The 26,687-nt window shown below is 53.0% G+C and carries 23 protein-coding genes and 1 pseudogene; 14 read left to right on the top strand and 10 right to left on the bottom strand.

Annotated elements, in window-relative coordinates:
* Positions 1 to 40: 40 nt before the first annotated feature.
* Both ACR0KL_RS19380 and ACR0KL_RS19385 read right to left on the bottom strand, forming a co-directional pair.
* Entirely contained in the window at positions 41 to 304 is a 264-nt protein-coding gene (locus ACR0KL_RS19380) for a hypothetical protein (RefSeq protein WP_256367988.1), read from the bottom strand.
* Positions 301 to 1,506 (bottom strand): aromatic ring-hydroxylating oxygenase subunit alpha, encoded by a 1,206-nt coding sequence (locus ACR0KL_RS19385; RefSeq protein ID WP_170352661.1) that lies wholly within the window; start codon positions 1,504 to 1,506, stop codon positions 301 to 303. Before ACR0KL_RS19385 ends, ACR0KL_RS19380 begins: the two co-directional genes overlap by 4 nt.
* 468 nt (positions 1,507 to 1,974) lie before the next feature.
* On the opposite strand from ACR0KL_RS19385, the gene ACR0KL_RS19390 reads away from it, so the two are divergent.
* The 5 genes from ACR0KL_RS19390 to ACR0KL_RS19410 all read left to right on the top strand — a co-directional run bounded on the left by ACR0KL_RS19390 (position 1,975) and on the right by ACR0KL_RS19410 (position 6,751).
* Positions 1,975 to 3,084: an extracellular solute-binding protein gene (locus tag ACR0KL_RS19390; RefSeq protein WP_170352662.1), complete on the top strand. Its 1,110-nt coding sequence runs from the start codon at positions 1,975 to 1,977 to the stop codon at positions 3,082 to 3,084.
* Between the two features lie 88 nt (positions 3,085 to 3,172).
* Complete coding sequence (locus ACR0KL_RS19395) at positions 3,173 to 4,315, top strand: ABC transporter ATP-binding protein (RefSeq protein WP_170425545.1); 1,143 nt, start codon at positions 3,173 to 3,175, stop codon at positions 4,313 to 4,315.
* Between the two features lie 50 nt (positions 4,316 to 4,365).
* Positions 4,366 to 5,274: an ABC transporter permease subunit gene (locus tag ACR0KL_RS19400; RefSeq protein WP_480554667.1), complete on the top strand. Its 909-nt coding sequence runs from the start codon at positions 4,366 to 4,368 to the stop codon at positions 5,272 to 5,274.
* Positions 5,275 to 6,117 carry an ABC transporter permease subunit gene (locus ACR0KL_RS19405; protein WP_170352665.1) on the top strand — a complete coding sequence of 281 codons (843 nt, stop codon included), beginning with the start codon at positions 5,275 to 5,277 and terminating at the stop codon, positions 6,115 to 6,117.
* 1 nt (position 6,118) lies between these two features.
* Positions 6,119 to 6,751, top strand: a complete 633-nt coding sequence (locus ACR0KL_RS19410; protein ID WP_170464490.1) for a TetR/AcrR family transcriptional regulator — start codon at positions 6,119 to 6,121, stop codon at positions 6,749 to 6,751.
* A 24-nt stretch (positions 6,752 to 6,775) separates the two neighbouring features.
* Here ACR0KL_RS19410 and ACR0KL_RS19415 read toward each other — a convergent pair whose 3' ends face one another.
* Positions 6,776 to 9,235: a GcvT family protein gene (locus tag ACR0KL_RS19415; protein ID WP_480777403.1), complete on the bottom strand. Its 2,460-nt coding sequence runs from the start codon at positions 9,233 to 9,235 to the stop codon at positions 6,776 to 6,778.
* 186 nt (positions 9,236 to 9,421) lie between these two features.
* Here ACR0KL_RS19415 and ACR0KL_RS19420 point away from each other — a divergent pair, with 186 nt between their 5' ends.
* Positions 9,422 to 10,201 (top strand): class I SAM-dependent methyltransferase, encoded by a 780-nt coding sequence (locus tag ACR0KL_RS19420; protein ID WP_170681670.1) that lies wholly within the window; start codon positions 9,422 to 9,424, stop codon positions 10,199 to 10,201.
* Between the two features lie 33 nt (positions 10,202 to 10,234).
* Here ACR0KL_RS19420 and ACR0KL_RS19425 read toward each other — a convergent pair whose 3' ends face one another.
* From ACR0KL_RS19425 to ACR0KL_RS19440, 4 genes are read right to left on the bottom strand one after another with little or no spacing between them, the layout of a single operon-like run.
* Positions 10,235 to 11,614: an aminotransferase gene (locus tag ACR0KL_RS19425; RefSeq protein ID WP_170681672.1), complete on the bottom strand. Its 1,380-nt coding sequence runs from the start codon at positions 11,612 to 11,614 to the stop codon at positions 10,235 to 10,237.
* Between the two features lie 13 nt (positions 11,615 to 11,627).
* A complete protein-coding gene (locus ACR0KL_RS19430) occupies positions 11,628 to 12,803 on the bottom strand; it encodes an aminomethyl transferase family protein (protein ID WP_170681674.1) in 1,176 nt (391 codons plus the stop codon).
* Complete coding sequence (locus ACR0KL_RS19435) at positions 12,800 to 14,332, bottom strand: phytoene desaturase family protein (RefSeq protein ID WP_170681676.1); 1,533 nt, start codon at positions 14,330 to 14,332, stop codon at positions 12,800 to 12,802. The genes ACR0KL_RS19430 and ACR0KL_RS19435 overlap by 4 nt, the downstream gene beginning before the upstream one ends.
* Positions 14,329 to 15,966, bottom strand: a complete 1,638-nt coding sequence (locus ACR0KL_RS19440; protein WP_170681678.1) for a phytoene desaturase family protein — start codon at positions 15,964 to 15,966, stop codon at positions 14,329 to 14,331. The genes ACR0KL_RS19435 and ACR0KL_RS19440 overlap by 4 nt, the downstream gene beginning before the upstream one ends.
* Positions 15,967 to 16,105: 139 nt before the next feature.
* Between ACR0KL_RS19440 and ACR0KL_RS19445 the strand changes: the two genes are divergently transcribed.
* A complete protein-coding gene (locus ACR0KL_RS19445) occupies positions 16,106 to 16,744 on the top strand; it encodes a TetR family transcriptional regulator C-terminal domain-containing protein (RefSeq protein ID WP_170681680.1) in 639 nt (212 codons plus the stop codon).
* 27 nt (positions 16,745 to 16,771) lie between these two features.
* Positions 16,772 to 18,124: an MATE family efflux transporter gene (locus ACR0KL_RS19450; protein ID WP_170681682.1), complete on the top strand. Its 1,353-nt coding sequence runs from the start codon at positions 16,772 to 16,774 to the stop codon at positions 18,122 to 18,124.
* Positions 18,125 to 18,145: 21 nt separating this feature from the next.
* Here ACR0KL_RS19450 and ACR0KL_RS19455 read toward each other — a convergent pair whose 3' ends face one another.
* Complete coding sequence (locus ACR0KL_RS19455; RefSeq protein WP_170681684.1) at positions 18,146 to 19,438, bottom strand: NAD(P)/FAD-dependent oxidoreductase; 1,293 nt, start codon at positions 19,436 to 19,438, stop codon at positions 18,146 to 18,148.
* Positions 19,439 to 19,515: 77 nt separating this feature from the next.
* On the opposite strand from ACR0KL_RS19455, the gene ACR0KL_RS19460 reads away from it, so the two are divergent.
* From ACR0KL_RS19460 to ACR0KL_RS19480, 5 genes and pseudogenes are all read left to right on the top strand, one after another.
* Positions 19,516 to 19,845: a DUF6614 family protein gene (locus tag ACR0KL_RS19460; RefSeq protein WP_170658917.1), complete on the top strand. Its 330-nt coding sequence runs from the start codon at positions 19,516 to 19,518 to the stop codon at positions 19,843 to 19,845.
* Between the two features lie 235 nt (positions 19,846 to 20,080).
* On the top strand, positions 20,081 to 20,686 hold the full coding sequence (locus ACR0KL_RS19465; protein ID WP_367647663.1) for a TetR/AcrR family transcriptional regulator: 606 nt from the start codon (positions 20,081 to 20,083) through the stop codon (positions 20,684 to 20,686).
* A gap of 75 nt (positions 20,687 to 20,761) precedes the next feature.
* Positions 20,762 to 22,828, top strand: coding sequence for an oxidoreductase (locus ACR0KL_RS19470; protein WP_170681688.1), 2,067 nt, complete (start codon positions 20,762 to 20,764; stop codon positions 22,826 to 22,828).
* 55 nt (positions 22,829 to 22,883) lie between these two features.
* Positions 22,884 to 23,336 (top strand): GNAT family N-acetyltransferase, encoded by a 453-nt coding sequence (locus ACR0KL_RS19475; protein ID WP_170681722.1) that lies wholly within the window; start codon positions 22,884 to 22,886, stop codon positions 23,334 to 23,336.
* A 94-nt stretch (positions 23,337 to 23,430) separates the two neighbouring features.
* Positions 23,431 to 24,138: pseudogene (locus ACR0KL_RS19480) on the top strand (IS6 family transposase).
* Positions 24,139 to 24,242: 104 nt separating this feature from the next.
* Here ACR0KL_RS19480 and ACR0KL_RS19485 read toward each other — a convergent pair.
* Positions 24,243 to 25,124: a DUF5666 domain-containing protein gene (locus ACR0KL_RS19485; RefSeq protein ID WP_170681690.1), complete on the bottom strand. Its 882-nt coding sequence runs from the start codon at positions 25,122 to 25,124 to the stop codon at positions 24,243 to 24,245.
* A 43-nt stretch (positions 25,125 to 25,167) separates the two neighbouring features.
* Complete coding sequence (locus ACR0KL_RS19490) at positions 25,168 to 25,965, bottom strand: DUF6502 family protein (RefSeq protein ID WP_480554651.1); 798 nt, start codon at positions 25,963 to 25,965, stop codon at positions 25,168 to 25,170.
* 130 nt (positions 25,966 to 26,095) lie between these two features.
* Here ACR0KL_RS19490 and ACR0KL_RS19495 point away from each other — a divergent pair.
* Positions 26,096 to 26,687, top strand: a 592-nt coding sequence (locus tag ACR0KL_RS19495; RefSeq protein WP_480777404.1) for a fasciclin domain-containing protein, incomplete at its 3' end; no start/stop codon positions are given.

Genomic DNA, 26,687 nt, shown 5'->3' on the forward strand with positions numbered 1-26,687 from the left:
TTTGAGTTATCCAAGGATTTTGTCGTTTGCGCGGAAGCAGTCATTGATTGGTTCTTGAGTTTAGATTGCAAACGAATTCTGGAATTGAAACGCCCTCGTATCCAGCCAGATCGAGCGGATCTTCCGTGTCAAGCTTGCTGCATCTTCGGTAGATTTCCAGCATCTCGGCAGAAAGCTCGCCGCTCTTAAAAAAATACATCGCGGCAGCATATCTTGTGGCGCCAGAGCCAGGTTTTCCGATGGCTGTTACCAGGAACTGCGTTTGAGCTTCTGCTTCCTCCACTTTGAATATACCTTTAGTCACGATTTCGGCTCAGCGGACATCGCATCATTCAACGCGGCAACTTCATCTTCTCCAGGCGCTGATTCAGAGTTGTAGATTGGCAGAATGTTCCTGAGATGGTCATGATGAGAGCGCACGCCGTACTCGAGATCAGAAAGATAGAAGCCTTCAAACGCCTCCGAAGCCATGGCTTCATTGGACCATATCGTGAGCTGAATATCTTCTTCCACTGTCTCTCGATCAATCCGGGCGGCAAGGTAGCGTGCCGCTCTTTGTTGGCGGTCTTCGTTCGGGTTTCGGTATGTCGCGCTCCGTAGAATGGATTTATCCGTCGTGATCGGAAACTCTTGATAAAAGAGGGTCGTCTCAGGTGTGACGGCTATGACCGCATTTGGAAAAATGCCGTAGTAAAGCCAAGTTTTGTGCAAGTGTTCTGGCAGGTGAGGCTGTGGTTTAGTGAATTTCTTGTAGTTGCGAACGGCCCACCTCCGGCCCTTTGTCGGAGTGAATTTTCCGTCAGAACGTGAGATACCATCGACATATGGTTCGTCTGAATAGGTCGAGCCATACAGATCCTGAAGGGCAGGGTGCGCGAGCGGGACATGATACCCTTCGTTGTCGACATCTCTGATCGATTTCCAGTTTACAGGAGTCTCCTCGGTCCAGATTCCGTCCGTCGGGACATGTTCGGCCATTTTGTAGGCAGAGACTTCCTGTTCAATCGGGGCTAGCAGTTCGGCTACTGATGGCTGGGGTCCAGGTTTGAATCGGACGAAGACAAAACCCTGCCAGATTTCCATTTCAATCTCTTTCAGGCCAAACTCGTGCTTGTCTAGATCGGGGAACGACTCCGGACGGGCGGCGCCGCGTAGCGTTCCATCAAGATTGTAAACCCAGCCGTGAAATGGGCAGACTAGAGCGTTTGCACATTTTCCTTGCTCTTTCGAGACCAGCCGAGAACCGCGGTGACGACAAACGTTTAGAAACGCGCGGATGTCCGAGTTGCTGTCCTTCAAGATCAGGGCGCGCTCACCGCACATGTCAAAACATAGAAAATTACCGGGTTCCGGAACATCCGAAACATGGCACGCGATTTGCCAATGCGTTTTGAAAAGTTCGCTCTTCTCAAGTTCAAGAAGGGCATTGCTGTGATAGCACCAACCGGGCAACCCGCGACGGTCCCAATTGGTAGGAATTTCTGTGTTTCTTACTTCGTCGCGCATCGGAACAACCCGCATAGTTTTGGTTTGGTCAGTTTGGGTCTCAGATGGGGACAGTATCCAGGAGTGAAAATTTGGCCTTGCTGGATCCGCCACTCTTCGACTGAGTGTAGGTGTCGCTTAAATTGACTTGCTCGTCAACTTTTTCTGACTGAATGATCATTCAGAAATGTGCTGCTAGTCACGCCTGTGAGGTTTCCTTGGTCGATGGTTTTCGATTTACCTGCTCAAAAATCAGGTGCAAAACCAGTGATACGTAGAGATATGATCAAAATTCATTCAGCCAAGCTTGACAGTGCAGATTTCAGCGGACTACCGTTCTGAATGACCAGTCAGATAAAAACATAGCGACTTGGGGGAATGGGGTGCTTGGTGATCGCGCCCGCAACGCAGGCGCGATCATTCGAGAAGACAGACTAGCAAACAAGGCAAGACAAATTCAGCCACCACTCAGGGAGAGGAAGCGAAGTTATGAACTCAATCAGGAAAATCGCCGGAATTACAGTTATAGCAGCAACTACTACTGCAGTTTCGGGATCGGCTTACGCGCAAGAGCGTGTGTTGAAGGTTACGAATTGGGGAGAATACATCGCTGAAGACACAATCGAGAACTTCGAAAAAGAATACGGTATCAAGGTGATCTATGATCCGTATGACTCTGCCGAAGCAATTGATGCCAAGCTACTCGCGGGAAACAGCGGATATGATGTGGTTAGTCATGCCGGCAGTGATACGGCTCGTCTGATTAAGGCGGGAATTGTTGCACCGTTGGATATGTCGAAGCTGGACAATATCAAGCACATCGACCCGGCAATCATGGAGCAGTTGTCAAGTGAATGGGATCCAGGCAACCAACACTTCATTCCTTATATGTGGGGAACGCACGGCGTCACATACAACGAAGAATTGGTGAAAGAGACGTATCCAGATGCCCCCATAGGCTCGATGGATATGGTTTTCGATCCTGTTCACATGAAAGAGCTGTCCAAGTGTGGAGTTTCATTCCTGGATTCCCCGGGCGACATCATTCCGATGGCTTTAGCGCATATGGGCCTGGATGCGAACTCCACAAACAAGGAAGACTATGAGAAGGTTGGGGAGATGTTGGCGGAAATCAGGCCATACATCAAAACCTTCGATAACTATGCTTATCAACGGATGCCTCAGAAAGAGTTCTGTGTCTCAACCACATGGGGCCCTGACGGTCTCCTTGCCATGTCTGGCGCAGCGGAAGCCGACACTGGTGTAGTGCTAGACTTCTTCCTGCCCGAAGGTGATCGTACAGCGCAGCTGTGGATTGATGGTTGGCTGATCCCGGAAGACGCCGCGAACAAAGAAGACGCTCATCTTTTCCTGAACTATATGATGCGCCCCGAGGTTGCGGCCAATGATAGTAACTTCACCTGGTATGCGACCGCCAACCTGACGGCCAAGCCCATGGTTGATGAGGCTGTAACCTCCAGCCCAGCCGCGTTCCCAACATCGGATCAGGTTGCCAAGATGTACACGACTGCCGTTCTTCCTCCCAAGGTCGAGCGCTTGCAGACACGTACCTGGACTGACTTTAAGGCCGGAAACTAAATCCACTCACACTGGCAAATGAAGTAGCGGACCAGACCGGTTCGCTACTGCATCCCCAGATCCCGACTGGCAGACTAAGAGGCCCAAATTGACTGTTTCCACGGCTGTCAGCCCAGAACCATGGCTCGATCAAAAAGAACAGGAACCTCTGGTCAAAATCAGAGGCGTAACCAAAAAATACGGTGCAGTGACTGCTGTCGATAACGTTGATCTGGATATCTACAAAGGAGAGTTATTCTGCCTTTTAGGCGGATCTGGATGTGGAAAGTCGACACTACTTCGAATGCTTGCTGGGTTTGAGGATTTGAACAGTGGTACAATCACTATCGACGGAGTCGATATGGCCGATGTGCCAGCTTACGAACGTCCGACCAATATGATGTTCCAAAGCTATGCGCTGTTTCCGCATATGACCGTCGAAAAAAACGTGGCTTTCGGGTTGGAGCAAGACCATGTCCCCAAGCTAGACATTGCGGACAGAGTTCACGACATCCTCAAGCTTGTTGAGTTGGAAGATTTCAAAAAGAGAAAACCTAAACAATTGTCCGGTGGGCAACGCCAGCGTGTTGCATTGGCGCGGGCCTTGGTCAAACGTCCCAAGTTGCTGCTCCTGGATGAACCTTTGGCTGCTCTGGACAAAAAACTGCGTAAGCAAACGCAGTTTGAGCTTGCCAACATTCAGGACAAGGTCGGCGTCACGTTCATCGTCGTGACTCACGATCAGGAAGAAGCAATGACCCTGTCTTCGCGAATGGCCGTTATGGACGCGGGTCGCTTCAAACAGATTGGAACTCCGACAGAGATCTACGAGTTTCCAGAATCCCGCTTTGTGGCTGACTTTATCGGATCAGCAAATATTTTTGAGGGCAGGGTGACCGAGGATGGGGCCGACCATGTTCGGGTCGAAACCGAGTTTTGCGAAGTTTATATTGATCACGGTCATTCTGTTAAGGCTGGCAGCAAGATTTGGGTTGCGCTGAGGCCCGAGAAAATTCGACTTGAGAAATCTGATACAATTGCTGAGGGCGCGAACCAGACAGCGGCCGTTATCGACGATGTTGGGTATTTGGGAGAGACATCGATCTACAAAGTAAGGCTTCCCAATGGCGAAATCTTCGACGTCACTCAGCCCAACCAGTCTCGTCCGACGCATGCTGCGCAACGATTAACCTGGGAAGACAAGGTGAATATCAGCTGGGATCCGTCTAGCGCCATGTTGCTCCACTCATGACGGATTTTACCGAGGATATGTCCGAACCGCCGCAGGTTGAACGACAACCCATGATCCGTTTAGTGATGCGGCGTATCCAGAGCAGATGGCGTCAGATCGTCACCGTCATACCGTTCTTCTGGTTGCTTGTATTCTTTCTGGCACCATTCTTCATTGTCGCAAAGATAAGCTTAGCTGAACTGGCGATTGCGAGCCCGCCATTCACAAGTTTAATTGAGTGGACAGGCGACGGGATCATGACAATCCGCCTGGTCTTCGACAATTTTGTCTACATCTGGGAAGACAGCCTGTACTTTGACACTTACGTAAATTCACTCAAGATTTCAGTAACGTGTACGTTCTTGTGCCTCTTGTTTGGCTACCCTATTGCCTATGCAATTGTACGATCGGGGCCGGTCGCGAAGCCGCTCTTGTTGTTTGCAATCATTCTTCCGTTTTGGACGTCTTTCTTGTTGCGGGTCTATTCGTGGATGGGCCTGCTTGCGGATCAAGGCACGATCAACAACCTTCTGATAGCGCTGGGGGTGATCGATGAGCCGATCCGCATGCTTTACACGGAATTCGCCGTCTATATCGGGATCGTCTACACCTATATGCCGTTCATGATCCTGCCGCTGTACGCGAATATGGAGAAGCTGGACAACAGCCTGAACGAGGCGGCCGCCGACCTTGGTTCCAAACCAACGAACACTTTCTTCAAAATCACATTGCCTCTGACGATACCCGGAATTGTCGCTGGTTCACTGCTGGTCTTTATCCCTGCGACCGGCGAGTACGTTATCCCCGATCTGTTAGGTGGCGGCAACGTGCAGATGATTGGGCGGGTTCTCTACAATGAGTTCTCTAGAAACAGCGATTGGCCAGTGGCCGCTGCAGTTGCGATTGTTCTGCTGTTCATACTGGTGCTGCCAATCATGGTTTTCCAGCACTACCAAGGCAAAGCAGCGGAGGAGCAATAGATGTACGCCAAACGCTCCCGTTTCTTAACCATCATGCTGACCTTGGGACTGGCATTCTTTTACATCCCAATGATCCTTTTGGTCATTTACTCATTCAACTATTCAAAGCTGGTACCGGTTTGGGGTGGATGGTCGTTACGCTGGTACAAGGAGCTTTTTCAATCTGCCGAAGTCTGGAGTGCTGTTTCGCTCAGTCTTCAGATTGCCGTTGTGAACGCTACCTTTGCAACAGCGCTTGGCACCTTGGCAGGTCTGGCGATGGTGCGCTTTGGGCGGTTCAAGGGGCGGACCTTGTTCGGCGGCATGTTGGTCGCGCCATTGGTGATGCCCGAGGTGATAACCGGATTGTCCTTGCTGGTTTTCTTCATCTCGTTGAACCAGCTGATCGGATGGCCTGCTGAGCGTGGTTTTGCGACGATTACGATCGCGCATATCACCTTTTCCATGGCTTATGTGGCGGTGACAATTCAGGCGCGCTTAACCGGCGTGGGGCAAACACTGGAAGAAGCGGCGGCCGATCTTGGCGCAAAACCGTTCAAAGTTCTGACGGCCATCACGATCCCACAGCTGACGCCGGCACTAATTTCCGGATGGTTGCTGGCCTTCACGCTGTCTCTCGATGATTTGGTCATAGCAAGTTTTGTTACCGGCCCAGGCGCAAATACCTTGCCAATTTTGATCTTTTCGCGCATTCGACTGGGCCTCAGGCCGGACATCAACGCGCTAGCAACCATCATGATTCTTGTGATCGCTATCTGTGTCGCTATCGCAGCAATAATTATGTTCCGACAACAGAGGGCGGATTTGTTGGACAGGCAAATGGCTGAACGAGAGGAGAGTTAAATTGGAGACGCATGAGCTTCAGAAAAAACGACGCACCGAACCTCCCGAAGTTCGTCGCTTACAGTTGATCATGGCCGCCATAGACTCGATCTCGAAACGCGGGTTTTCTGACACGACGCTTAAACACGTGACAGAAACAGCCAATCTGTCCCATGGCGTGGTGAATTATCACTTCGACAGCAAAGAAGCTTTGTATGACGCCGCGCTGGGTTTCCTTGCGCAAGAACATTATGAGAATTGGCTCAAATACTATGAGGCTGCGGAACCTACAGCCGCACATCGACTGGCTGCGATTATTCAAGCGGACTTTGACAAGAGCATCTGTACTCACAAGCGCTTAGCTGTCTGGTTTGCCTTTTGGGGGCAAGCAAAATACCGGCCGAATTATCTGAAGATTCACAATAAATACGACAACGAAAGATATGATCGAATTTTGCACCTATGTGGTGAATTGATTGCCGACGGCGGCTACGACGATCTTGATCCAGAAAAAACAGCCCGTGCTGTAGAGGCGATGTCAGACGGGGCCTGGCTAAGTTTGATGCTGTATCCAAAGGTGGCTGATCGTCGGGAATTCAGGGATGTTTGCATGCTTTCGCTGTCGCGGTTCTTCCCAAAACACTTTCCAGTCTGAGCGAAAGCATCGAACAATATGGCTTCAGCACTTTATTTTGTGCATGCCGGGGTCATAGAGCGGCTTTAACGAGGCTGCCGCGTCGTATTTCTCGTCTGCGATTTCGATCTGCCAATGCCCAGTTGCGACTATGTCCGCGGTCAACGGTTCGTCAATCTCGGCGAAACCAATGCCGACGGCAGCACCGAGCGTGTGCCCATACCCACCAACTTGAATATATCCGACTTCCTTGCCGTTTAGATAAATCATCTCATTGCCGTACATGAGAGGCTCTGGGTCTTTTAGCAGGAACTGCAACATCCGGTTGTTGGGCGTGCCTTTCGCCTTGATCGTGGCGAGTGCTTCCCTGCCGATGAAGCCACCGGGTTTGTCCAATTTGACGGCAAAACCAAGCCCGGCCTCAATTGGGTTGTCCGTGTTGTCCACGTCAATTCCGAAATCACGATAAGCCTTCTCTAGCCGTAGGGAGTTGAGAGTTTGCATTCCAGCATTGCGAACACCTAGATCTCGACCTGCTTCCATAATCAGATCGTAGGTCTGAATGGCCTGAGTGGCCGGTACGTGAAGTTCCCAGCCGAGTTCGCCAATAAACGTCACGCGATAGGCCATAACTACGGCGTACCCGATGTCGATTTCACGCGCCGTCATGAAGGGAAAACCTTCGTCCGACAAATCAGCTCCGGATATTCTGCTCAATAGTTCACGCGACTTTGGGCCGTGAACGTTGATTTGGCAGCGCCCTGCGGTGATGTCTGTAATAACAACGTTCTCGTTGTCCAGGATGTGCCGTCGCATGCGCATCTCGGTATGACCCGCCGAGTTTTCTCCCACGATGACCCAGTATTTCCGATCGGATAGCCGGGTAACCGTAAGGTCAGCCTCAAACCCACCCCGTTCATTTACCCAGGCCGTGTAGACGACGCGACCGGGTTCAACATCAACGTCATTGCAGGAAAGGCGAGAGAGGAGGGCGCAGGCATCCGGTCCTTCGACGCTGAAACACGCCATTGATGTCATGTCCATTACGATGACATCCTCGCGTGCTGCCCGGTGTTCTTCAGCGTGCCATTCAAACCAATTTTGGCGATGCCAACTGTATTTCTCGACTTTGGCCTCTTCGGGCGTCGGAGCAAACCAATCAGATTGTTCCCAACCATTTCCTTCGCCGAAAAAGGCTCCGGCCGCTTTGAGACGGTCATAGAGCATTGAACGCTTAACGTTCCTGGCCGTTTTGTAGTTCTCATTGTGGTAGTGCTGACCAAAGAGCTTTCCCAGCAACTCAGGTGTTCTGTCGCGTCGAAAGGCCGGTGTCGCCATTTCACGGGAAAAGCGATTGACGTTGATGCTGGTAACATCGATGGGCGGCAAGCCGTCCACCATCCAATGGGCCAAAACCATTCCCGTACCCGCGCCATTCAGGATGCCAAGTGAGTTCATCCCACATGCAACCCAGAGATTGCGCAGTTCAGCCGTCGGGCCAACAAGCGGCGCAAGATCAGGCGTAAAGCTCTCAGGGCCGCAGAATAGTTTTTTGACACCGTAGTTCATGGTGTCAGGCACGCGCGAATAGGCTTTCTCCAGGTCGGGCCCAACACGTTCCCAATCTGGTTCAATCTCTCCGAATTGCCATTCATCCGGGATACCATCGAGCTTCCAAGCCGCAGCGCCGGGCTCAAAAAGCCCTAACATCATCCCGCCGACTTCTTCACGGTAATAAGTGTAGGTGGAAGGGTCTTCGAGAACGGGTAGATCGCGAGGTAGGCCCGGGATACTTTCCGTTATCAGGTAGTAGTGTTCAGCCGCCTGTAGCGGTAGATTTACACCGTGTTTTGCACCAAGTTGGCGAGACCACATGCCTCCGCAGATCACAACGTTTTCGGCTGTTATAGTATGACCGTTCGCAGTGCGGACCCCGGTCGCAGTGCCGTTCCTGGCTAAAATCTCTTCAACCCGCACACCTTCAAAGAAACGTGCGCCTCTGTTTTTGGCTCCCTTGGTCAGAGACATTGTCACGTCCACCGGGTTGGCCCGACCGTCCTCCGGAATGAGGAACGCTCCAACGACGTCTGAGAGGTCCCCTATAGGGAACATATCCTGCGCTTCTTTTACTGAGACTTCGTGGTTGTTTATCCCAAAACGCCGCATGAAGGCTGCGACGCGACGCATCTCATGCAGGCGTTCTTCATTGGTTGCAATCTGCAGATATCCAACGTCGCGGAAGCCTGTGGATATACCGGTTTCCTTCTCTAGTTTCGCATAAAGGTCTCGACCGTGCGTGTAGATAGCGCACTCAGCTTCGGATTTGAGAAGACCGGCTACTATCAGGCCGGCGGCATGCCAAGTGGTCCCTGATGTCAGTTGTCCCTGTTCCAGAACGACAACATCGGTATGGCCAAGCTTAGTCAAGTGATAGGCCGTGTTCGCGCCGATCGACCCCCCACCAATAATCACGGTTTGGGCATGCGTCGGTAGGGTGTCAGCCATTGCGAGAAAATCCTTTTAGGCGTTCTTTTCTCCGAATACCAGCCAAATCACTTGCTGTCTACTGACTGAATGATCATTCAATTATAGCTGAATCTATGACCTGCGATTTCGCGATAAAGCTTGTCTGAGATGAGAGAAAAGGTTTCACTGCAGTGACTGACTGACAATCAGATGCGGGGGAATCCTATGTCAGACGAGATCCTATATGACCAACAGGCAATCAGCTTTCTGGAGGAGCTTTGGGGAGAGGGATTTCTTTCACCGGGAGGCCCTGAAGAAGTTGCGCGTGTTGTTAAAGGGATTGATCTGAAAGATAAGCATATCCTTGATATCGGATGCGGATCTGGGGCCATTGCAGTGTTGATGGCACGGGAGTTCGGCGCCGCTAGAGTTACGGGGATTGATGTAGAGGCCCCGGTTTGCGCGGCTGCGAAAGAGCGAGTTAGGCAGGCGGATCTGGAGGGAAAGGTCGAAATCATACAGGTCACTCCAGGTCCAATGCCATTCGAAGATGGTACTTTTAACGTAGTGTTTTCGAAGGACTCGATCATCCATATCCCCGACAAAGTAGCGATGGCTGCGGAAGCCTATCGTGTGCTCAAACCAGGCGGTCATTTCGCTGCTTCTGACTGGCTGACCAATCATGATGGTGAGTTGTCGCCGGAAATGGCGCACTACGTAAAGATGGAAGCCTTGGAGTTTCAGATGGCGTCGCCCTCTAAGTACCGCGCTGCTATGGAGCTGGCTGGCTTTGAAGACGTGGAGTTAGTCAACCGCAACGCTTGGTATGCTCAGGTATCAGCTGCTGAGCTGGAGGAATTGACCGGGCCAAACCGAGCCGGCTGGGAAGCTCGTCATGGTGCTGAGTTTATTGAACATCAAATCGAGATCTGGGACGCTATGCAGCCAGTGTTGAAAACCGGAGAGCATTGCCCGCATCACATCCGTGGTCGGAAACCTGCCTGATCTGACCGGAACTTTGAATGGGCGCGATGACCGTTATGCGCCGTAATCCTTGCTGACCCGCTCCATCCCGGCTTCCATAATGTCGAACATGTTGTCTATCTGCGACGGAGTTATGATCAGAGGGGGCGAGAACACGGCCATGTTTCCAAATGGGCGCAATAGCAATCCCATCTCCTCGCACGCATCGTCCAGTTTCTGCCCGAACTTAACATGCGCTTCGTAACTCTCGGCGTTCAGTCCAGGGCGGCATTCTATACATCCAAGAAGCCCGTCACCGCGCACATCTCCAACAATCGGAAATTTTTCCTTTATTTGATGTAAGCGTTCCTGGAACTGGGGTGTGACGCGTTGAACGTGTCCCAGAATATCCTCGCGCTCCATGATTTCGATGTTTTTGATTGCGGCCGCGCAACTCACCGGGTGCCCTGAATAGGTATAACCATTATAGAAAACATCATCGCCCGGTGCTTCGGAAATTCGTTTCATTACTGCGTCCGAGATTACGCAGGCGCCCAGCGGCAGATAGCCGGAGGTTAAACCTTTTGCGCATGTAATAATGTCAGGGACGATGCCAAAAACGTCTTCTGAGGCGAACCACTGGCCCAGCCTGCCAAAGCCGGTTACGACTTCATCCGAAATGTACAAAATGTCGTTTGCCCGGCAAATTTCGAGCGTGCGCTTGTGGTAACCCGGAGGCGGAACGATAACACCGCCGGAACACAGGATCGGTTCCGCGATAAAGGCGGCAACACGGTCAGCGCCTACCTCAGCAATCAGGCTCTCAAGGTCAGCAACTTTGGCGTCGCACCAGGCATCAACACTCATGCCTTCTGGCCGGTGGTAGGGATTCACGTCTGGAAGGAAACGCACCAGATCCTGAGCTTTCTCAAAGCTCGTTTCGAAACGTTCTTTTCCAGTGACAGTCGCAGCGAGAAAGGTAGATCCGTGGTAGCCTTTTTCCCGGCCGATCACGATCCTCTTCCCTGGTCGGCCAAGCCGTTTGTTCATGAAAAGTGCGGTCCGCAGTGCGGTGTCAACGGCCGTAGACCCACCGGTCGTGAAGTGCACCGTGTTCAGATCGCCTGGTGTACGTTCCGCGATCATTCGCGCCAAAACGGCCGCAGGTTCGGTCGTAAACGACCACGGCGACGCGTAGGGCATCTTCATAACCTGTTGGGAAATGGTATCGGCCATCTCTCGACGCCCGTACCCGATCTGTGTGCACCACATTCCGCCAGGGCCATCAATATATCGCTTCCCGGCAGCGTCCCAGAGGTAGATACCATCCGCTGTATTTACCCGCATGTACTCGTCGGACCCAAAGCCGTCGGTTCCGGCCCAAGGATGTAGGTGATGGTCGCGATCCCAAGCGACTAGGTCGCCGTCGGTTGGTGTATTGCCTAGGGTGTTCACGTCTGCTTCTCCTTTAGGTGCGGGCCGGTGGCGTAGCTCGTGCGCGGGGCGGTGCGAAAAAGGCTTTGGTGACAGGAGTGAGGCGCGCCATCCTGGTGAGCCATTTGCCTTCTTGCAGAGTGTAGATCTCGGCCTTTAGGCCAGATGACCGGCCAGCATCCGGCATACGGACATGGGCCAACGCGATGTTGCGTTTTGCGGTCGGCGACCAAATTCCGGATGTTATGTGCCCAACTTCTTTTTTGCGTCGATTGTAGATCAACGACCCTTCCGAGGGTTTGAATCCTTCGACATCGAAACGCATGAGGAGGCTTCTTGGTTTCTCTCGCTTGGACAGCAGCTCTCGCCGGCCATTGAAATGACCTTTGTTGAAGTCGACGAGCCGACCCAGACCAATTTCGAATGGTGTTTGGCCTCGATGCAACCGTTCGGTCGCATGAACCGGTTGAAAATCCACACCTGCGGTCAGAAAACCGGCTTCGATGCGGGCCAAGTTTACAGCTTCGTATCCAATGGCGCGCAGTCCCTGATGTGCGCCACCTTTCCAAATTCTGTCCCAAAGCGCTTCTGCCTTGTCCCAGTCGCACCAGAGCTCGTAACCTAAGTCACCGGTATAACCCGTCCGCGAGATCATGAGACTGTGGTCAATTTGAGCGAGATCGAACGGCTTCAGCTTGCTGACATCTAAACCAGCGGCTTCCAAAACCGCATAAGAGGTCGGCCCCTGCAGCGAAAGTCCAGCAACACTATGAGTTTCGTCGACGACTGAAACGTCAAAACCCCATGCAGCGTCGAGTAACCATGTCAGCATTTGTTCCTGACAACAAAGGCGCCAATCGTTGTCGCCAAGATGGAAAAGAGTCCCGTCATCGATGACCATACCCTCTTCATCACACCAGACCGCGTACCCCACGCGACCAACGCTGATTTTTCGGACGTCCCGTGTCACGAGGCGATTGAGCATCGCGGTCGCATCCGGCCCGGTCAATCGGTATTTATGCATTGGTGATATGTCGAAAAGGGATGCCTGATTTCGCAGCGCGAAGTACTCGAACTCGACGCTGTCCAGCAGACCCGGGGCAGCATAGCCGGCCCAATCGTACCAATTTTGTGCGCGATTTTGCTCTTCGAGTTTTTTGTGAAACGGCCCGGGTATCAAACCAAGTTTTGGATCGGTAAAGATGCTCATGGCTGAGCCTCCAGCGCCGCCAAGGCCGCATTGCGACCAGCGAGCCCCATGACATCGCCACCGGGATGCGTTGCTGCACCGCATTGGAACAGCCCTTTCGGCCCCATGGAGTATCTGGACATCCCGTTCGCGGGCCGAAGTGTCAGGAGCTGGTCCAAAGACATTTCTGCATGGTGCCAGTGCCCGCCGGGCGCGCCGGTTGCGCCTTGGATTTGATCCGGTGTTATGACCTGCTTACCTGCAATTTGATCACCCAAGCCGGGCAGTGCGCGGCTAAGAGTTTCGACTGTAATTTCCGCAAGCTGTTCCTTAGCAGTCTCAGTCCAGCCGCCTTCAAGGTCAGATGGCGCATATTGCACTATGGTTGATAGCCAGCTTGCTCCGTCGGCTGTCTGCATTTTGAAAGCTTCAATCACAGGTGCTTTGGACATTTGACCATACTTAGCCGGATTGAACGCAGCTTCGACGTATTCCACAGAAGGAGCACAGATCAGACGTTCGTTTACCAATTCGTCACTCAGGCTGGGCAGGGCGGAGCTATCCTTGAGCCTTAGATTGACCTTAGCCGTTGTTCCACGCGCCCGTATATTTCGCACTCGCCGCATCGTTTCGATGTCAAAGGCAGAGGGACCGGTCATTCGGCTTGTTAGTTTCGGGGCAAGGCTGCTGAGCACATTAGGCGCGGTAATGGTTCGTCCATCGGTGGTTTCCACTCCGGAGACGGCATCGTTGTCCAACAGAATGCGGGATACTTCAGTGTCCGGCATCAGCAGGCAACCTGCCTTTTGCGCAGCTTCCACCATCAAATCGGTTAACGCGCACATCCCGCCTGCTGGTTGAGTGATGGTCCCTCCGTGACCCAAACGATAGATCAGATTGAACACAGTGCCCGGAGATCTTGGACCGGTGGCTGTCCCCCAGATTGCATCAGCAGCAAGCATTCCAGCCACCGGTCCTTCCGACAGGTCATCTAGGATAATGTCGTGGACATTAGATAAGACGACCTGCAGGAAACGCCGCATTTCAGATTTGCCCAGCTTTTTCAGGCCTATGCCCAGTTTTGCCAGACGCAAAAACTCGTTGAGGGCACCCCGGGAAAGGATGGCCTTTTGCCCCCCGGGAGGTGGAGCCTCGGCGAGTTGGCGCAAAAGGTCTCCATACGTAATCAACTGGTGTGTCAGATCAGACCAGGCATCTGATTCCGGATGTTTCGTCCCGTCGCTCCAATACACGCCGTCGTTCTTGAAGACGATGTGCCGCCCATCCTGAGACAGAGAGACCGTGTAGACGGGTTTGCCGGACAGGACAGGGTGTTGAAGATCTATGCCGATGTCACCCAATGCCCGCGGGCTCAGGTTGTATAGCGAATGTGCAAGGGTCGGACCGCCGTCCACAGAATAAGACGCCATGCCGCCGAACCTGTCGGATTTCTCAATGATACAGACATTCTTGCCGCGTCGACCAAGGAGTGTTCCGGCGATCAGGCCGTTTACACCGCCGCCAATGACAATCGCATCAAATTGGTTCATGCGGCATACCCCTTCATTCGGCCATGCCGTGTTTCTTTCCTGAGAATAGCGCGGGCAGCGTTTGCGCCTGGGGCCCCCATAACCCCTCCGCCTGGATGGGCAGACGAACCGCACAGATAAAGCCCCTTGATAGGTAGACAGTACTGAGACCAACCCGGGACTGGCCGATTGAAGAAAAGCTGATCAAAAGTTAGTTCGCCTTGGAAAATGTTGCCCTCTGTCAAACCGACCTCGCGCTCAATTTCCAATGGTGAACGAACTTCCATATGAACAACGCGCTCGCGAATGTCGGGACACGCCACAGACATCTGGTCGAGTACAGTTTCTGCCAGCGCGTTGCGCTGTTTGTCGTCCCAATTCTCGGCAGATCTAACGCCGTCGACTTCCAGATCATAAGGCGCATATTGGACGAAAACCGTCATCATGTGGGCACCTGTCGGCGCCATAGTCGGATCAATCTGGCTTGGGATGAGCATGTCGATATAAGGCTTTTCCGACCAGCGCCCTACTTTCCAATCGTCATATGCCCTTTCAAGTTCAAAGAGGCTCTGCGACGCATGCAAATCACCCCTGAGGAAGCTGGTGTGATCGGGCGCTGCAGGGAAATTTGGAAAGCGATCAAGGGCTATGTTGAGTTTCGCCGAAGATCCGCGAATTTTGAAGTTCCGCACCGCCTTGGTGAAGTCATCCGGCAACTCGGCCGCGTCAATATGGTGCAGAACAGTGCGTTTGATATCCATATTTGAGGCAACGACAGGGGCATAAAAAATCTTGCCGTCCTCGAGAGCTACGCCTTCAACGCGTCCATCTTTGCTGAGGATTTTCTCAATCCCTGAACCTGTGTGAATCGTACCTCCGTGCTCTTTGAATGAGGCAGCAATCGCATTCGAAATCGCGCCCATCCCACCGCGCGCGAAACCCCAGGCGCCGATGCCGCCATCAATATCACCCATGTAGTGATGAAGAAGTACGTAGGCCGTTCCGGGCGAGTACACTCCGAGGCCGGTTCCGATTATACCTGAGCCTGCCAAATGGGCCTTGATCAGGTCGTTTTCGAAGTGTTCATCCAGGAAGTCACCAATGGACATTGTCCAGAATTTCAGCGTTTCACCGAGCTCCCGACTACCCAACCCATGTGCTTTTTTTACGAGGTATGCCAGTTCGCCGAGATCGCGCGGATGGAGAGAGGCGGGGTCCGGTGCGTCCCGAAGTAAAAACGGACGGATAAAACGGCATTGCCGCATAATGGCTTGCGAATAGCGGCGGTATGCGTCGGCATCTTTTTCAGAATGACGTGCCATCTCGCGCTTCAGTGCGTTGTGATCGGAATAGTAGGCGAAGTAATCCCCATCGCGCGTAAAGCTCGCGCCGCCTTCATAAGGAATAACCTGAAGTCCGTATTTTGGTAGCTCGAGGTCCCTGACAATCTCGCGCCGCAGAAGAGAGCATACGTATGAGCAGTTCGAGTATGTCCAACCCTCGTGTAGCGACCGGCTGACTGCCGCGCCACCGATCCAGTCGTTTTTTTCGACCACCAAAACACGCATGCCAGCGCGCGCCAAATAGGCGGCGGTAGTCAATCCGTTGTGACCAGCACCGGCCACAATCACGTCGTATCTGTTCTCAACCGTCAAATTTCTCCATCCCCTTCTCTCCCGTTTACAGATCGTCTGCGCGTTCGTAAAGTTTATTTGAGCGCTCAAATAAATTTCAAGCTATTGACGCATCTTTTTTGCGCGCTGTAGATGGCTGCATTCGTAGGAGGAGCGACAATTGGTCGAAGCTGAGCGGAAACGTCCTCGCAAAGAGAGGAAGGAGAACGCAGATCGTCGTCGCCGGCAGCTGCTGGACGCAGCTTGCCGCTCAATATTGACCCATGGATTGGCAAAAACGACGCTTGCAACAGTCGCGTCTGAGGCGGAGCTTTCTCAGGGTGTCGCAGCGTTTTACTTCAAGTCAAAGCTAGGTCTTCTGACCGAAACTCTGCGTGACCTGTACCAGCGTTACGAAGAGCACTGGACAGCTTCTTTAAAGCGAGCAGGGGACAAGCCCGCCGAAAGGATAAGGGCTTTGATAAAAGCTGACTTCCACCCTGATGCGTGTGGTCCGGATGTCTTACCCCTTTGGTATGCATTTTGGGGCGAGCTTCGATTTCAACTGCAGTATGATGAAGTTGCCGAGCATTTTGAGACACGTCGAAGAGAGACCTTGAGATTGATCTGGAATGAACTGCTCTCAGCAGACGACGCTATTTCAGCAGATCAAATGGCTGAATGGATGGAGACATTGACGGATGGCTATTGGCAACGATTGCATCTCGCTCCGGAAGGCCTGAGCCGAAAGCAGGCGGAGCAAGCTGCCTGGGGATGCCTTGTTCGTTTGGTTCCAGAATTACTTGGAGATTCGGCTTAGTCAATTTCGACTGAAAGGCCCCACAATATGACGCGAGTGCGGATATCGCAGCGGCCTCGGCCATCCTGGGGCGCCATCTTAAAAGAGGCGCGTTACCTTGCGCGGCTTGCTTTTCCGATAGTCATTTCTCTTGCTGCTACTGCTTTGATTGGTGTCGTCGACACAGTGATGGTGGCCCCGTTGGGCACACTTCCTCTGGCGGCGGTCTCAATTACGGCCTCGGTGCTGATCATTTTCTATTCAGCGCTCTACGGCTTTGTGTCTGCAATTGGTGTGCGCATGGCAGAAGCTTTTGGGAAAACAAGTGACCAAGGGCTGGCAGCAGCAACAAACGCCGGGGTTTTTGTTTCCCTAGTCGTGGGGTCAGTTGGCGCTGTTGCAATGATCTGCCTTAAGCCTGCTCTCTCTTGGATTGGGCAGCCGCCTGAAGTGGTCAGTCTAATAGGCGGGTACTGGATCGCGATGAGCCTTCTTTTGGTGCCCTTTACGATTTTCTATACTCTGAAGGCTCTTTTTGACGCCATGAACCGTCCCTGGATTGGGGTTGGTCTTGCGTTTCTTGCGGTCGGTTTCAACATCCCTTCGAACTATGTTTTGATCCACGGAGTTGGTTTCTGGCCAGGTCTGGGTCTTGTTGGCGCCGGGATTGCAAGTCTGTTGTCTCAGATAATGCCGTTGATAATGGCGCTCGTGATCATACGAGTATGGAAAAGAAAGAGAGGCCTTCTGAGAGCCGCGAGTTTCGACAGGTCCGAGGTCAAAGCGCAGCTCAAAGAAGGTTTCATTATCTCCGTTGGCTATTTGGGGGAGGGGGCCGCTTACGCAGTTGCCGGCCTTATGCTTGGTTGGTTCAGCGCCGCCGCGCTCGCCGCCCATCAAATCGTTTCGGCAGTCAGCGACGTCATTTACATGGTGCCATTAGGCGTTTCGATTGCGATTTCTATACGCGTAGCTCAAGCAATTGGTGCCGATGAAAAAGACAGGCTCAAGCCGATTGTGTTGGCTTCGTTGTTGGTTGTTGTTGGTTGGATGACCGTGGTCGTCACTGGAATTTTGTTTGGACGTGCCCCTTTGGCAAATAGCCTGTCAGATGACCAAGAGGTCGTTTCTCTCGCGATATCGATGTTCCTTGTGATTGCAGCAATGCAGATTGCAGATGGTGTGCAAGGGACAATGCTAGGCGCATTTCGGGGCATGATGGACAATCATGTTCCTGTCGCCATTACCCTGATTGCCTATTGGGTCTTTGCTTTGCCGCTTGGATATGCGCTGGGCTTTTGGCTTGGACTGGGACCCAACGGCGTTTGGATCGGATACGGCTCAGGTCTCTCATTGGCCGCTATCGCGTTGACCTATCGCTTCTTCTCCCAAAACCGCTAGGCGGCGCTGTTTGCTGGCCTTCTAAAGGCCCAACTTGTCTAAGAGTTTCAAGCGTAGGATTTCTGCTTCGACCAGAGTCTCTTTCGCAAAGGAGAAAGGCAGTGGTCTGAGGGCGGTGACAGGAAATTCCAGCTCGTCTGATTTGGTTCCAGTCGCCCATTTGGCGAGGACGCGCCCCATTGCCGTAGCGATGGCGACGCCGCGCCCATTATATCCTAATCCTGTCATAACCCCCGGAGTGAGCTCATGCAGGTGTGGATAGTGATCTCTCGTCAATGCAACAAAGCCGCCCCACTCGTATTCCCACTGAACTCCAGATAATTGGGGGAAAAGTTCAACAGAAATGCGTTTCAACCGCTCAATTTGTTTGAGAGTGGAATTGTCGTTGTATGTGCCGCGTCCTCCCATCAGAAAGCGACCTTCCGCGTCTTGCCTGAAGTATAGAAGCAGGCGTCGTGCGTCTGACAAAGCGTTGCCTTCTGGCAGAATTGACTGGCGGACATTGTCGGAAAGGGGCGACGTGGCTACTTGAACCGAGCGAACGGGCAAAACTGATTTAGCCAACCGCGGATACAGATCTCCAGAATAGGCGTTCGTGCAGATCAGCACTTTTTCTGAGATGACAGCTCCTTTGGGAGTTTCAATCCGAAAGCGACCGGCCTCTGACAAAATCTGATTGGCGGGCGTTCCACCGAAGATTTGCACGCCGTTGCGGCGACCAGCTTCGGCCAGCCCAAGTGCATAATTTAGCGGGTGCAAAACACCGCCGCGGCGATCCAGAACGCCGCCAAGGTAAGCTTCGGTCCCGGTCAGTCGCTGCATTTCGCTTTGATCAAGCCGCATCATGCCACCGCCGTGGTTGTCCCAATCCTCGGCTAGTTTGTGTAGTTCACTGAGTGTTTTGTGAGTATGCGCCGCGCGCAGCCAGCCTGGACGATTTGCGTCGCACTCAATCCCGTGCCGAGCGATTAAGTCGAACACAAGATTGGCGGCTTCACCGGCCATTCGGATCATTCTAGTCCCCCAGAGGTCACCAAATTTGGTTTTGATGCCCGTCGGTCCGTCCTTTAGGCCTACATTGATTTGACCGCCATTGCGTCCAGAAGCTCCCCAGCCCGGATGATGCGCATCGATGACAACAGGTTTGACGCCTTTCTCGGCCAGGTGAAGTGCTGCCGAAAGCCCGGTGAACCCGGCGCCAATTACGGTCACGTCAGAGTGCTGTTCGCCAACCAGTTGCGGACATTCTGATGAATAGCCTGCTGTTGCTGACCACAGGCTATTCGCAATGACTGGGTTTTCGTTTCGGATCATCTAGTGGCCTCGCGCTTGCCTTGTGGGGGGAACTGCGTAGGTTTGGCTCGTGATACTTGCCGGACAGTATGTGACGAATGCCAAGACTTTTGAACCAATTCGAATTGAAACCAACCGTCGAGCTCGATGCATTCGAGCAGGCGTGGAACGCGTTTGTCGAACACTTGATCAAGACGGACCTTGCCGCCGAAAGTACGCCTTTGTGCAGGCGCATCCCCGCAAGTGGTTACGATACCGACGAGCTGCGCAACCATACGCTTATGGCTGTTATAGAGTTCAGGGATCAATCGCAGGCAGACGCGGCTTGGGCCGCCATTGAAGGCCGCGTTGAGCCTTTGGGAGCTTTGCATCGCAGGGTTATCTCTTTGGTGCACGATCCGGTTTTCACTTTTTGGTCGGAACTCTAGATCTCAGATTGCGTACGTCCGGATGTTTCCACATCATTTTCCCTTTTCCATTGAATGATTGTTCAATCAATGGCATCTATGCATAGATGTCAATTGTCCACACGCTGAGTGAGAACGGCTGTTGGGGGCAGGCAAGACCGATGAAGTGCTTTAGTAGGTGGGATGCATTCGGGTGAGACAATCGCCAATCGAAAAGACAAACCCTGAGGGACGGCGGCGTACCGAGTCCAAGGAAGTGAGGCGTCAACAACTGATCGATGCGACAATCGACTCGATTGCCGAAAACGGAATTGGTGGAACGACCATGTCCACAGTGACCGAGATTGCCGGTTTGTCACTTGGCATCGTCAACTTTCACTTCAAAAGTAAGCAGAACTTGCTGGAAGAAACGTTGCTGTTTCTAGCAAAGGAACACCACGAACAGTGGTTGGAAGCCTTTGGCAATGCAGGACTGTCAGCGCCTGAAAAATTGTTGGCGATCGTCGATGCGCACTTTCACCCTCAGATTTGCACGCCAAAAAAGCTAGCTGTTTGGTTTGCGTTTTTTGGAGAGGCAGGACGGCGCGAAGTCTATCGCAGTCTGATCAATGACATCGATCAGGAGCGGTACGACGTAGCACTGAGACTGTGTTCAGAGATTGCTGAAGACGGTGGGTATGAAGACATGCCGCCAAGGCAAGTCGCCAATATTTTGGAAGCTCTTTACGACGGAATCTGGTTGGAACTTTTGACCTATCCCGAGAATTTTCAGCGTTCTGTCGCCCGGGATCACATCGCCGCCTTTCTTGCCAAGGTCTACCCGGATCACTTTCAAATGCACGCGTTCAACAACGGTGATTGAAGCAGAATGGCTCTCAGACCGGAAATTCCAGACAAGATCAGCCGGCGCATGGCGCAGCTAAATAAGGACAAATAAATGGACAGGGACTCTCGCTACGACATCCTTTTCGAACCAGTCCAAATCGGGCCAGTTACTGCGCCAAACCGGTTTTATCAGGTGCCACACTGTACAGGTATGGGTTGGCAATACCCACGTACGCTTGCTGCTATGCGTAAAGTGAAGGCGCAAGGAGGGTGGGGCGTCATATGCACTGAATACAACTCGATCCACCCATCATCCGACGACCTTCCGCATCCCTACGCGTCGCTTTGGGATGACAGTGATGTTCGGGCGCACGCACTGATGACGGACGCGGTGCACGAATACGGCAGCCTTGCAGGTGCTGAACTATGGTACGGAGGCGCCAACTCGAACAACTTGTTCTCCCGGTTGCCGAGCATGGATGTGGACAGCCGGCCAAACACAAAAGGGCATCCATTTCAGACCCGCGCCATGGACAAGCAGGACATCCGGGATCTACGCCGTTGGCATCGAAAGGCCGCTTTGAGGGCAAGAGACGCTGGATTTGACGTTGTCTATGTTTATGCAACGCACGGATACCTGATCTCGAATTTTTTGCATCCGCGCGTGAACACGCGCGGTGACGAATATGGTGGCAACTTAGAAAATAGGGTGCGTCTCACACGAGAATTGATTCAGGAAACCAAGGACGCCGTTGGCGACCGGTGCGCCGTGGCCGTTCGGTTCTCGGCTGACGAAGAGATCGGCGAGGATGGCCAGCCAATCTATGGTGAACGACGAGAGATGTTTGAGATGCTCTCTGACCTGCCGGATTTGTGGGATATCAACATCGCAGATTATTCGGTTGAGATGGGTGTCTCCCGTTTTACCAAAGAAGCAGCTCTTGAACCCTACATGCTTTGGGTCAAGTCGGTAACGGATAAGCCTGTCGTGACCGTTGGTCGCTTCACGTCACCGGATACCATGGTCTCGCAAGTCAGGCGGGGCGTAACCGATTTCATCGGGGCAGCGCGCCCGTCGATTTCTGATCCATACCTTCCAAAGAAGATTGAGGAAGGACGCTTGTCCGCGATCCGCGAGTGTATCGGATGCAATGTTTGTTACGCCAGTGACTCGATAGGGGTACCTATTAGATGCACTCAGAACCCAACAATGGGAGAGGAGTGGCGCAAAGGCTGGCACCCTGAAATCATTCGTAAGAAATCCTCAGATGCGCGCGTCTTGATTGTCGGGGCAGGCGCTGCTGGACTGGAAGCGGCACGGGCACTTGGCGTGCGTGGGTATGATGTCCAATTGGCGGAAGCTAATCGTGAGTTGGGTGGCAGGGTCTCGCGCGAAGCGGCTCTGCCTGGAATGAGCGAGTACATTCGCGTCAAAGATTATCGCGAGCAGCAATTGATGGAGATGCCCAACGTTGAAATCTACCGTGAAAGCCCGCTGACAGTTGACGATATCTTGGCCGTCGATGCTGACCACGTTGCGATTGCAACCGGCGCGACTTGGCGAAAGGAGTATTTTGACGAAGAACGTTTCGCCCCGGTCGCAAAAGGGTCAGCCTTAGGTCGTGTCTTTACTCCCGATGACATCATGGATGGGAAAATTCCCGATGGACCAACGCTCGTTTTTGATGGTGATGGCTACTACATGGCCAGTGTTATTGCTGAAAAAATCATAAAGCAGGGACATGCCGTCACGCTGGTCACACCGTCTGACAGTGTTTCTGACTGGGCAGGAAATACGTCCGAACGTTGGCGCATACGAACGCATTTGCTTCGCTTAGGGGTCGAGATCCTGCCGTCAAAGTCGCTTAAACAATTTGATGGCGAAATCGCAGAGTTGGAGTGCGCCTATGGCGGTCCAAATTTGAATGTTCCGGTTGGCAACATAGTGATGGTTACTGCTCGGAAGGCAAATGATGGTCTCTACAGGGGATTGCTGGGGAGGGTGAGTTCTGAGGACTTGCCGTTCAGCCTTCGTCGCATAGGAGATTGCGACGCGCCGGCGATTATTGCAGCAGCGGTTTATTCAGGTCATCGATACGCCCAGGAATTGGACGAAGCAGTGGATGAGGACATTCCACTTAGACATGATCGTCTGGATGTCGAGCAGCAGCCGATTTGACTTCGCTGGGCGATCTCGGTTGTACGCACTCAAGGGAAAGCAGGAGAAATCACCCATGCCGGAAGGCTTAATTATCCGTCCGCTTGAATTGAAAGACAACGAAGATTGGCGCCGCTTATGGGCGGCATATTTGGATTTCTACGAGACCTCTGTTTCAGAAGAAGTCTACGAGGTTTCGTTCAAGAGATTGTTGTCAACGGATGTAGGCGAATACAACTGTCTGATCGCTGAGTTGGACGGAAAACCGGTCGGATTGGCGCACTATCTTTACCATAGGTTCATGTGGTCGGTGGAGGATACGTGTTATTTGATGGATCTCTTCGCTGATCAGCAGGTTAGAGGAAAAGGTGTTGGTCGAGCTCTAATCGAAACTGTCTTCCAGATCGCCAAGCAGGACGGTGTTCCAACCACCTACTGGACAACTCAAGAATTTAACTATCCCGGTCGAGTTCTTTACGACAAAGTCGCTAAGAGAACGCCATTTATAGTTTATGAAAAAGATGAATAACTGGTAGCGACTTGCCAGAAAAACTCGCCTTAGCGCTGGTCTTGTCAGAAGAACTCTGCTTGAGCGGGGCAGGGTGCTCTCATAGCCTTCGCGCATGATTAAACAATCGCCATTGCAGTACTTCAAAACCAGTCCCGAGGTTTTCCGCTTGGCGGTGATGCTGTTTATCCGTTTCCCGCTCTCGCTTCGGAATGTCGAAGATCTGTTGCACGAGCGAGGCATCGACGTGAGCCACGAAACCGTCCGATACTGGTGGAACAGGTTTGGTCCAATGTTTGCAGCTGAGATCCGACGGAAGCGTGTTCAGTAACTGCGCGCCTTCTCCAAATGGAAGTGGCACGTTGACGAGGTTTTCGTGAAGGTGAATGGCAAGCGGCACTATCTTTGGCGGGCAGTTGATCACGAAGGCAAGGTACTGGAAGCCGTTGTCACCAAACGCCGAAACAAGCAGGCCGCGTTGAAATTCCTCAAGAAGTTAATGAAGCGACACGGCAAAGCGGAAACCGTCGTCATGGATCGTTTCGCCTCATACAGAGCCGCGCTCGGAGAACTGGGTGCACTGGAAAAACGACAGACGGGCAGGTGGCTCAACAACCGCGCTGAGAATTCGCAGCTGCCGTTTCGACGACGCGAACGCGCGATGCAGCGTTTCAGGCGCATGCGAATATTACAGAAATTCACCTCCGTCCACTCGTCTTTCTACAACCACTTCAATCAGGAAAGATCGCTGGCCAGCCGAGACACCTTCAAGCTGACACGCACCGCCGCTCTTGCCGAGTGGCGTCAACTTTGTTCTGGATAGGTTCGCGGTTTCCGCGGCAAACTGAGACTGGTTCGAATTCGTCTGACAGCACCGCACCGATGGCGAAGTCAGAGAAGCAGGCAGTGTCAGACGCCCAGTCCAATTCACAGGCTTGTTTCTAAAAGCAGCCGCCTCCGCGCGCCGGGGTTGTCCGGAAGTACCAACGCCGAATTTGCTGCGAAACGGCCCGTATAGGGACCACTGAACAAAACCCGCTGGTCTTGAAACGGCGCAAGGTTCAGGTTTCTTGCAAAACTGTGCCCCAATCCGGCGATCCGAAAACCGGGAGCCGCACTGGTTGGTTCCAACCAGCCTTCGACGGACAGTGATTTGAGCGGCCCCGCAGCGCCGGTAAAGCGGTCAAATTCAATTTTCTGCACGTCCATCGCGCCCTTCGTCGTGTCAAAGCGTCCAAGAACCGTCGCAAACCGCCCGCTTTGCCCCAGTGTGGTTGCCCCGCTGGAAAGCTGCACACCCGAGACATAGCCACTACCAACCGTTCCCGCCACCAAATCCAAAGGGCCCGGAGCCTTGGAAATGCGACTGGCAACAACAGTATCCCCGCGCCACAAACCAGAAACAGCCACTCGGTCCCCAATGCCAAACCCCGTGATCCGCGTTTCTACGAAAACAGCGACACCGTTGACCGTTAGCGTGCCCTCGCGGGTGTCAAGCGCGGTCACCACCCCGACAAGCGGGTAAGTCAGCTCGACTCGCCGCGCGATCACCTTGCCCGAGGCGAAACGCTCGGCCTCGACTGTCAGGCTGTCCCCCGCACGTAACTGATCAACGGACAATGGTCCAAATCGCGTCGCGACGCGGGTCTGTTCTTCCGTTTGAACGATCTGACCGGCCAGGATCAAACTACCAAAACCCACCAGAACACCAACAATCCCAGTGCCCCCAAGACCACCTTCTACATCGCGCTTTGTCGACTGCGCCCACCCTGCTCCCGGCAACAGAGTTGCACACAACCCGGAAGACATGAATGTTCTGCGATTGGGGCGACAACTGGTCATCGTAGTAAACTCACTCTTCTTCGTCTTCTCGATAAAAATAAATACCAAATCGAAAACGGTGTGTGGCCGACTTTTTTTCGTGGTCGACCTGTTGATATGCGGCGGCCTCTTGCGCCACTTTGCGCAGCGCCTCTGCACCGGTCTTGCGGGCCTCAGCCTCGAGCGCGTCCAATGATGTTTCTGCAAGGCAGTTGAAGAATGCGGCCCTTTCGAAATGAGGCGGGATCTCAGCCAAAAGGTTATCGACCGCGGCCTCCATATGATCACCAAGGTTACGGGCGAAAAAATCGAGCTTCTGATCCAGATCTTCGGGGCCGAAAACGGCCTTGGGATTAAGCGTAAGGAAAGCGTCGTCATCGTTTACAAGACCCTGACGCTGAAGTTCGTCTAGGATAGTTCTGGGGCGAATGTCGCGGTTGGTTTGGGCGGCCAGCTGATCAAACTCGGCCCGAGTCATCGGCCTTGGAAGGCCCGATTCATCCGTGAGTTTCGGATCGGTCATCCAGCGTCCAACAACAGTCGCCAAAGTAGAAACGCGCCGCTGAACCGGTTTGATGTCGGACGTATCATGGGCCCGCATCGCCTTGACGTCGCGACGATGAACACCTGTAATGACGCTGACCCGACTGTCCGTTGCCTCGAGGCCCAGCTCTTCTAACGCAATGTCCACATAGCTTTGTTTTACAAAGCGATAGAGCTGTGGTGCGGTCATCCCCTGCGCAATCAGCGCACGCGTCAAAGGGCGCAATAGCGCCTTGATCGCATGTTCGAACAGAACCGACTTGGTAAGAGAATGCTTGCCACTCATGATGAAACACTATGGCTTCGTGTGAAAAAATTCCACGCCTCCCCTTGTCATTTTTCAGCATCGCGACATTTCGTCCGTCAACTGTGTGAAAATTACACACGCAATTTGGACACACCCGGAGGAACACGTGATGGCGACTTACAAATTTACCGCTTTTGAGAATGCAGACTTTTTTGGGTCAGGACGCATCGAACTGAACGCGGAATTCACGTTGCCACTCAGCCCGACGGTGGAAGTTTCGGTCTCGGACAATGACGAGAACCTTTCAGGCGATGCGAGGTTCAATGAATTCGGGGATGACTTGTCTGGGCAAACCGCAACGCTGACCAGAGCCGATAGCGACGAGACCGTCGGTTACAACGGCCGGATCTACGCCGAGAACGTGTGGGAGCTTTCGGGCGACGATGGTGAGATCTACAAGCTGGTGGAAGTCGAACAACCCGGATTTTTACCTGACAATTTCACCTTTCTCGGCAACGTTCCTCCTGCAGGCACATCTTTGACGGTTGTCAACGCGTCGAATGTCAAAGGGGCCGGTTTGGCGTATGAGGATCTTGGTGCAGGCGATATTCCCCCCAACATCGTGGACATCGCGGCCGGGTCGGATGACTTCAACATCCTTGTGATGGCGCTGCAAACGGCCGGTCTGGACGGTCTCGTGCGGGACGCCGACGATATAACCGTCTTTGCTCCGACCGATGCGGCCTTCACGCAACTGGCCG

It is taken from the genome of Ruegeria sp. C8 (assembly GCF_056537565.1).

What these genes read in the sequence shown, in the direction of transcription:
- ACR0KL_RS19490 (WP_480554651.1), bottom strand. Translation starts at nt 25,965, where the DNA reads ATGAGTGGCAAGCATTCTCTTACCAAGTCGGTTCTGTTCGAACATGCG.
- ACR0KL_RS19420 (WP_170681670.1), top strand. Translation starts at nt 9,422, where the DNA reads ATGTCAGACGAGATCCTATATGACCAACAGGCAATCAGCTTTCTGGAG.
- ACR0KL_RS19450 (WP_170681682.1), top strand. Translation starts at nt 16,772, where the DNA reads ATGACGCGAGTGCGGATATCGCAGCGGCCTCGGCCATCCTGGGGCGCC.
- ACR0KL_RS19390 (WP_170352662.1), top strand. Translation starts at nt 1,975, where the DNA reads ATGAACTCAATCAGGAAAATCGCCGGAATTACAGTTATAGCAGCAACT.
- ACR0KL_RS19385 (WP_170352661.1), bottom strand. Translation starts at nt 1,506, where the DNA reads ATGCGCGACGAAGTAAGAAACACAGAAATTCCTACCAATTGGGACCGT.
- ACR0KL_RS19475 (WP_170681722.1), top strand. Translation starts at nt 22,884, where the DNA reads ATGCCGGAAGGCTTAATTATCCGTCCGCTTGAATTGAAAGACAACGAA.
- ACR0KL_RS19400 (WP_480554667.1), top strand. Translation starts at nt 4,366, where the DNA reads ATGATCCGTTTAGTGATGCGGCGTATCCAGAGCAGATGGCGTCAGATC.
- ACR0KL_RS19460 (WP_170658917.1), top strand. Translation starts at nt 19,516, where the DNA reads ATGCCAAGACTTTTGAACCAATTCGAATTGAAACCAACCGTCGAGCTC.
- ACR0KL_RS19455 (WP_170681684.1), bottom strand. Translation starts at nt 19,438, where the DNA reads ATGATCCGAAACGAAAACCCAGTCATTGCGAATAGCCTGTGGTCAGCA.
- ACR0KL_RS19405 (WP_170352665.1), top strand. Translation starts at nt 5,275, where the DNA reads ATGTACGCCAAACGCTCCCGTTTCTTAACCATCATGCTGACCTTGGGA.
- ACR0KL_RS19470 (WP_170681688.1), top strand. Translation starts at nt 20,762, where the DNA reads ATGGACAGGGACTCTCGCTACGACATCCTTTTCGAACCAGTCCAAATC.
- ACR0KL_RS19485 (WP_170681690.1), bottom strand. Translation starts at nt 25,124, where the DNA reads ATGTCTTCCGGGTTGTGTGCAACTCTGTTGCCGGGAGCAGGGTGGGCG.
- ACR0KL_RS19430 (WP_170681674.1), bottom strand. Translation starts at nt 12,803, where the DNA reads ATGAGCATCTTTACCGATCCAAAACTTGGTTTGATACCCGGGCCGTTT.
- ACR0KL_RS19415 (WP_480777403.1), bottom strand. Translation starts at nt 9,235, where the DNA reads ATGGCTGACACCCTACCGACGCATGCCCAAACCGTGATTATTGGTGGG.
- ACR0KL_RS19435 (WP_170681676.1), bottom strand. Translation starts at nt 14,332, where the DNA reads ATGAACCAATTTGATGCGATTGTCATTGGCGGCGGTGTAAACGGCCTG.